Below are 12,774 nucleotides of genomic sequence, written 5' to 3'. Positions count from 1 at the left end.
TTGCGTCAGTAATTCTAAAGCCACTTATAGCGATAGAACAGCCACAACTGTCCCCCTACCAATAGCAACAGGAACAGGCAAAAGGCTCCGAAGGCCCAGCCGACATCGGCGCCCGGGATCCCGGCGATATTGACCCCGAGCAGACCGGTAAGGAAACCCAGCGGCAGGAAGACGGCGCTGATCAGCGACAGGAAATAGAGGCGGCGATTGACTGCCTCGGCCTGACGGTTTTGTAACTCTTCCTGGGTGACGCTGGCCCTGTCTCTGATGGCATCCAAATCTTCGATGCAGCGAATGAGTTGATCATTGATTTCGTTGAATTTAAGCCGCTGCTGTTCATCAAATACCTTAGCCGAGTCTGCCAGCAGGCGGGTAAAGGCTTCCCGCTGCGGCGCCAGGTAGCGCCGGACCACCACTATCTGACGCCTGAGCTCGGCGATATCGCTGCGTAGATCCCTGTCTTTACCGGCCATGACCTTGTCTTCCAGATCGTCGACAGTTTCTTCCAGCCGGTCGATAAACTCCGTCTTACGTTGGGTGAGACGCTGCGTCAGCGCCAGCAAAAACTCCCCGGTATTGCCGGGGCCAGCTCCCTGGCTGACGCTCTGGATGATGTCTTTGACCGATAACAGCTCGCGACTGCTGGTGCTGATAATTCTGTGATTGTCCAGGTAGAGGCGTATCGACACCATGTCTTCAGGGTCGGCCCCGGGGTTGTGATTGACCCCTCTGAGCGCCAGCAAGAAACCCTGGCCGGATTGTACCACCCTGGGGCGAGTGTCCTGCGCCAACAGGGCTGCCACTTCCAGTGCTTCCAGGCCGCTGTGTTGTTGCAACCACTGACGGTTGGATTTCTTCTTATAGTCCAGATGCAGCCAGAGTATGCCCTGCTCCGGGCGCCAATCACTGACCTGTTGCTGCGTCAACTCCTTGCCTGCCATCTCCCCGCTCAGCAGCAAGGCACAAAACTGTTTTTCGGCCATAGACTCACTCTCATAGGTTTGCTTTAGTTTAAGCTAACCTAGTTATATCATTGGGCATAGGAATTTACTCACTCAGTGGCAATGAAAAGCTGGGCAGGCAAGTGGGCTAATGGGCGGTTTATCGGGATAAAGCGACATTGGCTTGCGCCACATACGTGCTTTTTCAACTCGTCCTTGGGGAACTTGTCAGCCATCTGACGACTACACCAATTTGTCTCGCCGTAGCTTCACTATGTCATCACCAATCTGACTAGCACCCTAATGGCTGACATGGCTGCAGAGCTAACTGAGGAATACTACTATAGAAAGTAAAGCCCAGGCATAACTATGGGCAATCCCCTGGGCTCTGGGTTAAAATTAGGATAGGTTTGATTACAGCAAAAGAAGTGGCACCATGGAATACGAATTTCGGCGCAATTCACTGACGGGAACCGCAATGGCCCGCTTCAGTATGGAGCATCATGTACTGGGGCAATGGTTCTCTGAAGAGTTGGCGGATAACGCCGAGATCTGCACTCAGGTTAAACAGGCATTGGCGGATTTACAGTCAGGGCGCATTCGCGAATGGCAGTTGATTGGCCGGGATCTGACGCTGCAACTGGATCAGGAGCAGGTGCGGGTTTACGCCAATGTGCTCGAATTCGGTGAGAGTCAGGAGTTGGATGAGTCCCTCTCTCTTTATGATGCCGAGTCAGAAGCCTGGTGCGGCCTGGAAGACTTTCAGGATGTGCTTGAGAGTTGGTGTGACTTTCTGCACCAGAGCCGCTGAACAAGCGGCATGGGCGGCAATGAGAAGGGACGCGGTGGCGTCCCTTTTTCGTGGCTTAACGGTTGAGATAACGCACAGCCATTTCGGTGCGGGACTTGGCATTGGCCTTGCGAAGCAGGTTTTTGACATGCACCTTGACCGTGCCTTCGCTGATATGCAGTTCTTCGGAAATAACTCTGTTGCTCTGCCCTTCTGCCAGATGCTGCAGTATCTGCAACTCTCTGGGGGTCAGGCTGTCGAGCCAGGCTTCCTCTTCGGCGGCATTTTTCAATTCAAACAGATAGTCTTCCACTTCGGCGCTGATCACTCTGTGGCCGGACATGGCTTCTTTCAGTTGCCCGAGCAGCAGATCGGGTTCGGTATCCTTGAGCAGGTAACCATCGGCGCCAGCTCGCAGCAAACGGATAACATCCTGTTTGGCATCGGAAACCGTCAGGATAACGATTCTGGAGGTCACTCCCTCCTGACGCAGGGCGTTCAGGGTATCGAGACCTGTCATGCCTTTCATATTCAGATCCAGCAGGATAATGTCCGGCTCGTTTTCGGCGGTGGCCGCCAAGGCGTCGAGCCCGGTACCGGCTTCACCGAAGAGACTAAAGTCAGGATCGGATGCCAGTAACTGACAGATACCGCGACGCAATAAGGGATGATCATCGACTACCAGAACTGAATAAGGTTTACCCATGATGTGGCTCCTGCTGAGGTGGGAAAGTCAGGACAACACTGGTGCCTCCCGACGCATTGCTGGAAAATTCAACCATACCCGAGAGGCGGCTGGCGCGTTCGTGCATTATCCCTATGCCGAAATGTTGATCCCTTTCCTTGATATGCGCCAGGCCTATGCCGTTGTCTTCGATACTGATAACCACCATGTTATCAGAGTTCTTTTCGCAGCTGATACAAATACGACTCGCATTTGCATGTTTAATGGCATTGAGGGTGGCTTCGCGGGTGAGCTGCAGAATATGAATATGTTGGTGCGCCGCCAGTAACTGGGGCGGCAGACGATAGTTGAGCTCCAGCTCTGTCTCTGTTTGGCTGCGCAGTTGCTCCAGCATAGCCTCGAGGGCGTTGCGCAGATTGGGTTCTTTAACTGTCAGGCGGAAGGTAGACAAGAGTTCTCTGAGCTGGGCGTAGGCTGTGGTCACCCCCTCATTGAGTTCTTCGAGCTGTTGGGTCACCGCCGGGCTTTTGCAGCTCTGATCGAGGCCTTTACGCAGCAAACTTATCTGGATTTTCAGGAAGGATAGCAGTTGCCCCAGTGAATCGTGCAGCTCTCTGGCGATAACCGCCCGCTCTTCCAACAGGGCCAGTTGTTGGCGCTGCTCGGAGGCATTGTGAATCACAATCGAGCGAGCCAGCATGATGGCGAAGTTTTCAAACAGGGGCACATTGATATCGTGCTTGCCTATCACTTCCAGAAAGCCGAGTTCCTGCTGTTCAAACTTGAGCGGAAACTGCATGGTTTGTCCGGATTGCGGCCAGATTTCCTCGTCGGTGGCGATCACCTCCATGGCATCTTCATCCTGTTGAATAATCAGCCGCAGATGTTGCAGGTGCTCATACTCCTTGAGTTGCAGCAGCGACTGTCGCATCACCTCGAAATTGAGTTTGCCCGAGTGCAGCAACACCAGATTGTCATAAAGAAACTTGAGCTCACGGTTGGCACGGGTCAACGCCAGGGTCTTCTCCTTCACCTGAGTTTCCAGATTGCCATAGAGAGTTGCCAGTTCCTGAGCCGTACTGTCCAGGGCATCGGAAAGAGCGCTGAGCTCAATATATTCCGTCTTCGGCATTTCGACGGCAAAGTTACCTTTGGATATAGTGTTGGCTGATTCCATCATCTGTTGCAGCGGCACCACCACCTTGCGTTTGGTAAAGCGCACGGCGATAAAGGCAATCAGCAGCATCAAACCCAGACCTACTATCTGGCTGACGGCCAGCAATCTTAGTTTGAAGGCGGCATGGTGCTCCATCTCCAATACCAGCAAATCTATGGTATCGACAAAGTCTTTCAGCGAGGAGGCATAATTGCGTGAGTCTTCCTGCTCTATGTAGTACTTCATGACCTTCCACTTGCTGATCACCAGTTGGTACTGCTGTCCGAGCCTGGCCGGCGATGACCAGTCCATTGAGCGCACCAAGGCATCTGAGTAGAGGGTGTTTTCAAATTCGCGAATTTTTTGCAGCGCTTCTTCACTGCCGGAGTTGGCATAAAACATCAGCCGGTAGCTCTGCATCCGCAATGAACCGGAGGCGTTGATCGCCCGGGCATCTCCCAGGCTGTAAGACAGATTGATAATGGCAAAAGTGGCCAAACCGCTTGAAAGCAGGATAAGGGTCAGCATTAAGCCTAAAATGGTAGAGGTCAAGCTGCCTCGTTTCATGAAATATTCACTCACTTTTGCTAAGGTTTCCTCAGTCCCTGCAGTGTTGCTCTCGATTATCGGAAAGGAAACGCGCCGATAAGATTGTCGAGAATAAAAAAGGACTTGGGTCTCAGAGTTCTACATTAGCCAGCACTTGAATACATTAACAAGAGTACAAAAATGTGAACAACATCGCCTTCACATTTTGATCTGGCGCAAACTTCGCCCCGGATACCCCCTAAGAGGTATATTTTTGGTGTATTTAAGCGGCTACTTTTGACCTTGGAGATGTCGTGGTTATTGCAAATAACGATAAAGTAACACGGAGATGAGATGGTGAAAAAATTAAACCAAAAATCCTTTGCACTCAGTGCATTGGTCGCCGCAAGCCTAATGGCTGCCGGTGCGTTTGCGAGTGACAAGACTGAGCCTCGCAACGAAGTCTACAAAGACAAGTTCAAAAATCAATATGCCAGTTGGCATGACACTGCAAAGAGTTCTGAAATTGTTGACGTATTGGCAGAAGATCCCAACTTGGTAATCATGTGGGCCGGTTATGGTTTCGCCAAGGACTACAATGCCCCTCGTGGCCACATTTATGCCGTGACGGATGTGCGCAACACCCTGCGTACCGGAGCGCCAAAGAGCGCCGAAGATGGTCCAATGCCAATGGCTTGCTGGAGCTGTAAGAGCCCGGATGTTCCTCGCCTGATAGAAGAGCAGGGCGAAGATGGTTACTTCACCGGTAAGTGGGCCAAAGGTGGCCCTGAAGTGGTTAACGCCATAGGTTGTGGCGATTGTCACGAGAAAGGTTCTCCTAAGCTGCGTTTGGGACGTCCTTTTGCCGAGCGCGCCATGGAGACCTTGGGTACACCATTTGATAAGGCTTCCCGCAAAGACAAGCAATCCATGGTTTGTGGTCAGTGCCACGTAGAATACTACTTTGAGAAAGTGGAAGGTCGTAAGGGTTTTGTTAAGTTCCCATGGGATCAAGGCACTACAGTAGAATCCATGGAAGCTTACTACGATGCCATCGAATTTGCCGACTGGACTCATGCTTTGTCCAAGACTCCTATGCTGAAGGCACAGCACCCAGGTTATGAAACTTGGCAGCTGGGGGTTCATGGTAAGAACAACGTGACCTGTGTTGACTGTCACATGCCAAAAGTGACCAACGACAAGGGGCGTAAGTTCACCGATCACAAAGTGGGTAATCCGTTCGACCGCTTCGAAGAAACCTGTGCTCAATGCCACACTCAGAGCAAAGAGTTTATGGAGAATCTGACTGCTGAGCGTAAAGTTAAGGTTAATGAGCTGAAGCTGAAGGCTGAAGATCAAATCGTCAAGGCTCACTTTGAAGCCGCTGCCGCCTGGAAAGCCGGTGCGACTGAAGTCGAGATGAAGCCAATTCTGACTGATATCCGTCATGCTCAATGGCGCTGGGATTATGCTATCGCCTCTCACGGTGTCGCGGCTCACGCTCCTGATGAAGCGCTGCGGGTGCTGGGTACTGCGGTTGACAAGGCTGCCAACGCCCGGGTGAAACTGGCACAGTTGCTGGCCAAGAAAGGTATCACAGAGCCAGTTGCGCTGCCGGATATCTCCACCAAGGCCAAGGCTCAGGCTGCTCTGGGTATGGACATGAAGAAGATGGTTGCCGATAAGGAAGACTTCAAGAAAAATGTTCTGCCCAAGTGGGATGCTGAAGCCAAGAAGCGTGAAGCGACCTACAACTAACAGTCGTTAACATCACGAAATGAAAAATCCCCGCATCGCGGGGATTTTTTTATCTTACAAGCCAGCAGTGGTAGCCAGTGAGTGATTACAGGCTTATTTGATCAGCTTAAGCAGAGCCTTGAAGCGTTCACCTTCTGCCTGATGTTGCAGTTCAAACAGTAAAGATTCACTGTTATTGAGCCTGGCTCCCTGCTGCTTCATCATCTCAATTCCCAAGAGTTTGTTGCTTTCACTGCGGGAGCTGACAGCATCGGCTATCAAGTGCACATCGAAACCCTGCTCGATAAGATCACCACAGGTTTGATAGACACAGACATGGGTCTCTATCCCGGCCAGCAGTACCTGTTTGCGGCCCGTGCTCAGCAGTGCCTCACGGAACGCCGGGCAATGCCAGCCACTGAAGTGATGCTTGGCAATCGGCGAAGTGGTCTTGGATAGCAGAGCGGCCAGCGACTCTGTCGTGGGGCCGAGCTTCTGCGGCAACTGTTCCAGCCAGAGCACCGGGATATCAAACAAGGCCGTGCCTTCTATCAGCATGGCCAGTTGCTGATGCAGCTGTTCACTCTTGTCCATTATCTGCGCCAGTTTACCCTGAACATCCACTATGACCAGCACGCATTCTTCCGCTTTTAACATTTTGTTCTCCTTCTGGTTGGTCTTAGGACAGGTGTAAACGAGTCCTTCTTTCGCTTCAGTTAACGTCAGGACATTCAGTTAACGTCAGTACAGGGCTTAAGCCAATAGGTCTTAGGTCGTAGATGATTGCGCTTTTTTTGTGCGCCCAAGCCTTACTTGCACCTAATTGGTGCATATCTGCAGCTCTTAACCTGGTCCGTAAAAGCTAACTCTTTATAAAACAAAAAATTAACATTCTGGCCTGATGTTTGAATTGCTTTTGGCATAACACCAATACAGCAAGGCGATTCTGGAGGTCTGGATGAAATTAGTCAGCGCAATCATTAAGCCGTTCAAGCTCGATGATGTCCGCGAAGCGATTGCGGGCATAGGCATTGAGGGGATGACGGTCACCGAAGTCAAAGGTTTTGGCCGACAAAAGGGGCATACAGAGCTCTATCGGGGAGCCGAGTATCAGGTGGACTTTCTGCCCAAGGTTAAGCTCGAGATAGCCACCAAGGCGGAGAATCTTGAGCACCTGCTGGAGGTCATCACCAACGCCGCCCATACCGGCAAGATAGGTGACGGCAAGATCTTTGTGACAGATCTGGAACAGGTTATCCGTATTCGTACGGGCGAAACAGATACAGAAGCGCTGTAAGGGGGAGAAGATGGAAGAACTGAGCAAATTGGGTACTACGGTCACAGAGCTGCGTTTTGCGCTGGACACCTTTTACTTTCTGATCTCCGGCGCGCTGGTGATGTGGATGGCGGCGGGTTTCGCCATGCTGGAGGCTGGGTTGGTGCGTTCCAAAAACACCACAGAGATACTGACCAAAAACATCTGTCTCTATTCAATCGCCTGTATCACCTACCTGATTGTGGGTTACAACATCATGTATGTGGACAATGGCGAGGGCGGCTGGCTGCCGAGCATCAGCACCTTGATAGGCTCTCAAGCTGCCGACGCCGACCATGCGCTGGAGTCTGATTTCTTCTTCCAGGTGGTATTTGTGGCTACAGCCATGTCGATTGTTTCCGGCGCCGTGGCCGAGCGCATGCGCCTGTGGGCTTTCCTGGCATTCAGCCTGGTAATGACGGCAGTCATCTATCCGGTGGAAGGTTACTGGACCTGGGGTGGTGGTTTCCTTTCCGAAGCCGGCTTTGTCGACTTTGCCGGTAGCGGCATAGTGCATATGGCCGGTGCGGCCGCGGCCTTGGCCGGTGTCTTGCTGCTGGGGGCCCGTAAAGGTAAATATGGCGCCAATGGCCAGGTTAACCCTATCCCGGGATCCAACTTGCCGCTGGCAACTCTGGGGACTTTTATCCTCTGGATGGGCTGGTTCGGTTTCAACGGTGGTTCTCAGTTACTGGTCTCTGATGCCGAGAATGCCAGCGCTGTGGCCAAAGTCTTCGTCAACACCAATTCGGCAGCGGCCTTCGGCGCGGTATCTGCACTGATCGTCTGTAAGATGGTGTGGGGCAAGGCCGACTTGACCATGATACTCAATGGTACTTTGGCTGGTTTGGTGGCTATCACAGCAGATCCATTGTCGCCCTCGCTGCCTATGGCGGGTGTGATAGGCCTGGTAGCCGGCGGTTTGGTGGTGTTCTCCATTGTGGGCTTTGACCGAATCAAGATAGACGATCCTGTCGGGGCTATCTCGGTGCACGGGGTCGCCGGTTTCTTCGGTTTGATGATGGTGCCTCTGTCCAATGCCGATGCCAGTGTGACAGGGCAGCTGTTTGGCGCTGCGGTGATCTCTGCCTGGGTGTTCCTGGCGTCATTGCTGGTGTGGGGCGCCTTGAAAGTGACCATGGGGATCCGGGTGACCGAAGAGGAAGAGTACAACGGTATGGACGCGTCGGATTGCGGTATCGATGCCTATCCTGAGTTTGTGACTGTCAAGAACGCCAATTGATAAGCCAAGAACGCCAATTGATAAGCCAAGAACACCAGCTGATAAGTCATGAGTGTTTTTGAGAGATCAAGCAAGCTTCCTTAATCTTTAAGCCATCTCTTGTGAGATGGCTTTTGGGTTATCTGCCTTGGCGGGAGTCGGCCAGGAAAAGCGTATTTTGCGGCTATGGCGCTTGATGACAGACGCTCTTGGGGGCAGACTGAAAGCAGAAACAGCCTGGAGCCTAAGGGGATGGCGATGAAGACTCTCAGTGGAATGAAGCTGACCGGTACTTTTTTCGGCGCTTTGTTAATTACCTTGCTGTGGCTTGGCAATGCCGAGGCAGGTCAAGTGGTGGTTCGTGATGCCAGTGAGCCCTTCGATGCCTTTGCCGTCAGGGATGAATTACTGCGTCAGCATGAGTGGCAGGAACTACTGCGCTCGCAGCAACAACTGGAGATCCTCCGCAGCCTGCCTGCCATATGTGTTCCTTACATGCGCCCCTATCGCTACTTTTCCTGCGATGGCCATTTTTATCGCCCCTATCTTTACCGGCAACAGCAGCTCTATATAGGGATCCCCAAGCCGGGTTCCGACGTTATTGCTCCCGGAAATGAAGGCTTGAACTAGGGTATATTCACATTTTGTCACCCTTTGGCGCGGCAGGAGTGGCCAGTCTGACTTAAGCTTTCAGTAAAGAAGCCTTAACTCAGGAGGCCTTATGTTCTCAGGCACTTTCTCAAGCGCTTTCTCCGGCTCTGTCACTCGTGCTCTCTTTGGCGCTCTATCCGCTACCATGTTGAGTCGCCTATTGGGTGCGGTTTTGCTGCTGCTATTTTGCGGTTGCAGCAGTACCCCGGTGCCAAGCAAGATGGCTCTTGGCAGCCTGTTTCAGGATAACCAATTCAAAGAGGCAGGGAATATCCCCGAGCCCGCCGAGTTATTCGCTTTGCCTCCCGAAGCGGTGCAGTTACTCAGAGGTGCTTATAGCCGCGGTGCACTCATGTCCAATCAGGAGTTGGCCCACGAGTGGTTGGCTGACTATATCCATGCCGACAAGGGCGGCTTTCGCTATCAGGACAACTACACCCGCACCGCCGCCGAAACCTTTCACGACAGGGCCGGAAACTGCATGTCACTGGTGATCCTGACGGCGGCCATGGCGCAACAACTGGGGATAGAGGTTGAATTTCGTGATGTGGAAGTGCCCCCGGTCTGGGATCGTCAAGGCGCCTTTTATCTGGTCAATGGTCATATCAACCTCAAGCTATACCCGCCCAAGAATAATCATGTCTTCCATGTCACCGAGCGTTCCATCCTGGTGGATTTCCTGCCAGAGCGTGCTGTGCGCAGCTATAAGGTCAATAAGATCAGCCAAGGTACTGTGGTCGCCATGTATTACAACAATGCGGCGGCCGAGGCATTGATCAATGAGAATTGGGATCTCGCATACGGCTTGTTGAAAAAGAGCCTGCAACAGCAGAGTCTGTTTATTCCGGCGCTCAACAGCCTGGCGGTGCTCTATCGCGCCAGGGGCATGGAACAGATGGCCGAGCGGGTCTACCGCTATGCGTTGACGCTTGAGCCGGAAAACATGACTACCCTCTATAACCTGGCGGTCATACTGAGCAGCCAGGACAGACTGGATGAATGGGCCGAAGTGCACAAGGTACTGGAGCTTGCCCGGATCCGGAATCCTTATTACTACTATGATATGGCGCAACAAGCCTACATGGATCATCAATATGATGAGGCGCTGAGTTGGTATCGAAGAGCGATTGAGAAGGCGGATTATCGCCACGAGTTTTACTTTGGTTTGTCCAGAACCTATTGGGCAAAAGGGGACTCCGACCGCGCGAAGAGCAATCTGCAAAAGGCGTTGGCGCTGGCCGGTGACGGCGAGCAGAAAAAACGCTATCAGGCCAAGTTGCATGCGATGGAAGGGCATTGATTCAAAAGCTTGGCTGAAAGAGTGAGGTTATAAAGGCGCAACTGGTTAAGCCAAGCTGCAGAGTAAAAAGCCCGATGCTGACATCTGCATCGGGCTTTTTACTTTCTGGCTATAAGTTTCTCTCTGCCTGAAAGCTGGCTTTAAAGGGCTTCGAAACTCAGCGCCTTGTCGCGGTAACTCAAGCGCGCCATCTGCCCCATATCCTTGAGCTCAACTGCCCTGACACCATAGGGCGGCTTTAAGCCCGAATTTTGGATTAGCTCAAGGTTTAGAGGCAACTGCAGACTGTTTTGCTCTTGTGTCAGCCAGGCCGCGGTCTCACTCTGCAGTATGGCGATTTCCTGCCCTTGGGCATCGGTCCCTGTCAGTATTGCCGACACCCCAAAACGACCACTTTGGGCCAGCTCCAGCGTAAAGTTGAGGGCGCTTGGCAGACCATTTTGCCAACCCACTTTGATTTCGGGTGCCAGCCGTGCCGATGGATAGAACTGCTTGAAGGCGGTCTTGACTGTTCGTCGTACCAAGGTGTTATCCACCAGGGTCTCAATATCGACCACCAATTCACTGAAACCCGCATTGCTTGAGGGCATGGGCAACTGCTCATTTTGCAGTCGCCAGCTGTTGCCACTTTGGCTGAGTTGCAGTGGGGTTTGCTCGCCGCTTGCTTGCTGCAGCCGGGCACTGGCCAAACGAGGTGAACCCATGGCCTTATCGTTCTCAAGCGCCAGCTCCAACTCGAGATGGGTGTTGGCCTCGAGTGATGATGGGGTGCTTAACTTGAGACGATAGGCAGAGCCTTTCTCTTTGACATTAACCAGATAGTTGTCAGTGGCGGTCAGCGCTGCGGCGACCTGCAGACGATAGAGACCGGGCTTGATATCTGAGCTCAGCAACAGGGCACTGGAGTCATCATCCATCCCGGCACTGGCCAGAGACTCAGAGTCTACGGCGCGGCGGATAAGACGCTTGTTCTCAGTTTTGCCTGCGGCCGAGCTGAGTTGAACTGCGTCTGGAGCAATGCTCTTGGGGGCAGTAGGGGCGCCGCTGCTTGTATCCCAGCGAGGAGCCAGACGGATAACGCTGCTGCCTTGGGTTAATGGCAGCTCTAGGCCTTGGTTAAGCTCGGCGCCTGTAACCATCAACCAGTATTCATCACTGCTGGCACTGGCGGTTTTGTCCGGCAGCTGGGCCTGATACTCCCCTGACAGCGCCCTGACAAAGCTGACATCTTCCCTGGAGGTATTCAAGGGCGGCAATTGCCCTGTATCCAGCTCTTCTCCTGCCTTGATATCGCTTGCCTGGGGCGGCACCATGGCCAAGGTCAGGCTCTTGGGCTGCTGGTTTTGTTCTACCTTGGCATCATCCTGGCAACCCGTGAGGCTCAGGAGTATCGCTGCCAGCAGCGGTGTCTTGCTGATATACATCTTCATACTTACGTCCTCAGATATGATTGCGCAGAAGGGTGTCGAGATTAAAACAGGCCCGGCGGCTTTGATGGTGACTCAAAGGTTCTCTGTCACGGGTTTTCTGCTTATCGGTAAACCAGACACTGCCGGCGGCACTTTGGGAGTTGCACTCAAGAAAACCGTCGGAGCAGTTATCCAGCCAGTTTTGGGTAGTCTCCAGGCCCACTTGATTCTGATAGCCGCCGCAATAGCTGTCGCTGTCCCAAACTGCCGACTCCACGTCCGAGCCGACAACAGCTTCAAAAGGCTTACCCAGAGAAGGGCGCCCGGCTGTGCCGTACAGCCATTGACTGTTGTATTGCGCCATCCAACCCACTTGCTGCTGTTTGACGGCATCGCTGTCGTAACCGAGCAGCCAGCCGAGACTGGTTTCAAACACATTGCCTTGAGTGACGGCATCGGCCAGTGGTGTACCGGCACTGGAAGGAGCCAGCGCTATCACTCGGCTGATGCTGTTGATCACAGCTGGATAACGTCCATCCCAGGTGGGATTGGACAAGACCCAGCGCACTATGTTGCCGCCATTGGAGTGGGTGATAAGGATCAGTTGATCCAGATTGCGGGCGTTGATAAAGCTCTGCAGCTGATCGACCAAACAGCCGGCAGCGGCCTCATCCCACATATATTGCTCGAAGTCACAGTTGATGACCTGATAGTTACTCGGGGTGCTGATACCTTGACGAACTGAATCGACAAACTCGCGGGTCCAGTAATCGTTCAGGGCATCGGTTTGTTTTCCTGTTCCATGGACAAAGGCGACGCCGGTGGCGCCATGACTCAGGGAGCAGACACTACAAAGACCCAACATCATCAGGGTGGTGGATATTTTCATGTCGCATTTCTCTTGTTGATAATCATTATTTTGTGAAGGGATAAATATGTTTATCCGCTAATTAAGTTAGTTTTAATGTTTACTTGCAGCAAGTTAATTGCTGAAATATTGGCTAGGTTAAGCCAATTGAAAGGGATAGCTGTATATAGAG

12 protein-coding genes are annotated in these 12,774 nt (G+C 52.6%); 6 read left to right on the top strand and 6 right to left on the bottom strand.

All coding sequences use genetic code 11. The features are described from left to right. Positions 1-14: 14 nt before the first annotated feature. Positions 15-983, bottom strand: coding sequence for a zinc transporter ZntB (locus CX651_RS00160; RefSeq protein WP_101052502.1), 969 nt, complete (start codon positions 981-983; stop codon positions 15-17). Between the two features lie 394 nt (positions 984-1,377). On the opposite strand from CX651_RS00160, the gene CX651_RS00155 reads away from it, so the two are divergent. After that, the gene (locus CX651_RS00155; protein WP_025011525.1) at positions 1,378-1,752 is read left to right on the top strand and encodes a YacL family protein; all 375 of its coding nucleotides are present in this window, start codon (positions 1,378-1,380) and stop codon (positions 1,750-1,752) included. A 55-nt stretch (positions 1,753-1,807) separates the two neighbouring features. Here CX651_RS00155 and CX651_RS00150 read toward each other — a convergent pair whose 3' ends face one another. Beyond that, a complete protein-coding gene (locus CX651_RS00150; RefSeq protein WP_101052500.1) occupies positions 1,808-2,437 on the bottom strand; it encodes a response regulator in 630 nt (209 codons plus the stop codon). After that, the gene (narQ, locus tag CX651_RS00145; RefSeq protein WP_101052498.1) at positions 2,430-4,139 is read right to left on the bottom strand and encodes a nitrate/nitrite two-component system sensor histidine kinase NarQ; all 1,710 of its coding nucleotides are present in this window, start codon (positions 4,137-4,139) and stop codon (positions 2,430-2,432) included. Before narQ ends, CX651_RS00150 begins: the two co-directional genes overlap by 8 nt. A 315-nt stretch (positions 4,140-4,454) precedes the next feature. Here narQ and nrfA point away from each other — a divergent pair, with 315 nt between their 5' ends. Then, entirely contained in the window at positions 4,455-5,858 is a 1,404-nt protein-coding gene (nrfA, locus tag CX651_RS00140) for an ammonia-forming nitrite reductase cytochrome c552 subunit (protein WP_101052496.1), read from the top strand. 93 nt (positions 5,859-5,951) lie between these two features. Here nrfA and CX651_RS00135 read toward each other — a convergent pair whose 3' ends face one another. Then, positions 5,952-6,494, bottom strand: a complete 543-nt coding sequence (locus CX651_RS00135; RefSeq protein ID WP_101052494.1) for a hydrolase — start codon at positions 6,492-6,494, stop codon at positions 5,952-5,954. A 301-nt stretch (positions 6,495-6,795) separates the two neighbouring features. Between CX651_RS00135 and glnK the strand changes: the two genes are divergently transcribed. The 4 genes from glnK (at position 6,796) to CX651_RS00115 (ending at position 10,325) form a co-directional block, all read left to right on the top strand. Then, positions 6,796-7,134: a P-II family nitrogen regulator gene (glnK, locus tag CX651_RS00130; protein ID WP_025011521.1), complete on the top strand. Its 339-nt coding sequence runs from the start codon at positions 6,796-6,798 to the stop codon at positions 7,132-7,134. A gap of 10 nt (positions 7,135-7,144) precedes the next feature. After that, positions 7,145-8,395 carry an ammonium transporter gene (locus CX651_RS00125; RefSeq protein WP_101052492.1) on the top strand — a complete coding sequence of 417 codons (1,251 nt, stop codon included), beginning with the start codon at positions 7,145-7,147 and terminating at the stop codon, positions 8,393-8,395. A gap of 237 nt (positions 8,396-8,632) precedes the next feature. Then, on the top strand, positions 8,633-9,004 hold the full coding sequence (locus CX651_RS00120) for a hypothetical protein (protein ID WP_224867673.1): 372 nt from the start codon (positions 8,633-8,635) through the stop codon (positions 9,002-9,004). Positions 9,005-9,170: 166 nt separating this feature from the next. Beyond that, positions 9,171-10,325 (top strand): tetratricopeptide repeat protein, encoded by a 1,155-nt coding sequence (locus tag CX651_RS00115; RefSeq protein ID WP_101052692.1) that lies wholly within the window; start codon positions 9,171-9,173, stop codon positions 10,323-10,325. A 140-nt stretch (positions 10,326-10,465) separates the two neighbouring features. Here CX651_RS00115 and CX651_RS00110 read toward each other — a convergent pair whose 3' ends face one another. Both CX651_RS00110 and CX651_RS00105 read right to left on the bottom strand, forming a co-directional pair. Continuing rightward, positions 10,466-11,755, bottom strand: a complete 1,290-nt coding sequence (locus tag CX651_RS00110; protein ID WP_101052490.1) for a DUF4785 domain-containing protein — start codon at positions 11,753-11,755, stop codon at positions 10,466-10,468. A 10-nt stretch (positions 11,756-11,765) separates the two neighbouring features. Beyond that, positions 11,766-12,623 carry a lipase family protein gene (locus CX651_RS00105; protein WP_101052488.1) on the bottom strand — a complete coding sequence of 286 codons (858 nt, stop codon included), beginning with the start codon at positions 12,621-12,623 and terminating at the stop codon, positions 11,766-11,768. Between the last annotated feature and the right edge of the window lie 151 nt (positions 12,624-12,774).

This window comes from Shewanella chilikensis, assembly GCF_002836945.1.
In the GTDB taxonomy this organism is placed as follows: domain Bacteria; phylum Pseudomonadota; class Gammaproteobacteria; order Enterobacterales; family Shewanellaceae; genus Shewanella; species Shewanella chilikensis.
This window is presented reverse-complemented; position numbering and strand designations above follow the sequence as displayed.

What these genes read in the sequence shown, in the direction of transcription:
- CX651_RS00160 (WP_101052502.1), bottom strand. Translation starts at nt 983, where the DNA reads ATGGCCGAAAAACAGTTTTGTGCCTTGCTGCTGAGCGGGGAGATGGCA.
- CX651_RS00155 (WP_025011525.1), top strand. Translation starts at nt 1,378, where the DNA reads ATGGAATACGAATTTCGGCGCAATTCACTGACGGGAACCGCAATGGCC.
- CX651_RS00150 (WP_101052500.1), bottom strand. Translation starts at nt 2,437, where the DNA reads ATGGGTAAACCTTATTCAGTTCTGGTAGTCGATGATCATCCCTTATTG.
- narQ (WP_101052498.1), bottom strand. Translation starts at nt 4,139, where the DNA reads ATGAAACGAGGCAGCTTGACCTCTACCATTTTAGGCTTAATGCTGACC.
- nrfA (WP_101052496.1), top strand. Translation starts at nt 4,455, where the DNA reads ATGGTGAAAAAATTAAACCAAAAATCCTTTGCACTCAGTGCATTGGTC.
- CX651_RS00135 (WP_101052494.1), bottom strand. Translation starts at nt 6,494, where the DNA reads ATGTTAAAAGCGGAAGAATGCGTGCTGGTCATAGTGGATGTTCAGGGT.
- glnK (WP_025011521.1), top strand. Translation starts at nt 6,796, where the DNA reads ATGAAATTAGTCAGCGCAATCATTAAGCCGTTCAAGCTCGATGATGTC.
- CX651_RS00125 (WP_101052492.1), top strand. Translation starts at nt 7,145, where the DNA reads ATGGAAGAACTGAGCAAATTGGGTACTACGGTCACAGAGCTGCGTTTT.
- CX651_RS00120 (WP_224867673.1), top strand. Translation starts at nt 8,633, where the DNA reads ATGAAGACTCTCAGTGGAATGAAGCTGACCGGTACTTTTTTCGGCGCT.
- CX651_RS00115 (WP_101052692.1), top strand. Translation starts at nt 9,171, where the DNA reads ATGTTGAGTCGCCTATTGGGTGCGGTTTTGCTGCTGCTATTTTGCGGT.
- CX651_RS00110 (WP_101052490.1), bottom strand. Translation starts at nt 11,755, where the DNA reads ATGAAGATGTATATCAGCAAGACACCGCTGCTGGCAGCGATACTCCTG.
- CX651_RS00105 (WP_101052488.1), bottom strand. Translation starts at nt 12,623, where the DNA reads ATGAAAATATCCACCACCCTGATGATGTTGGGTCTTTGTAGTGTCTGC.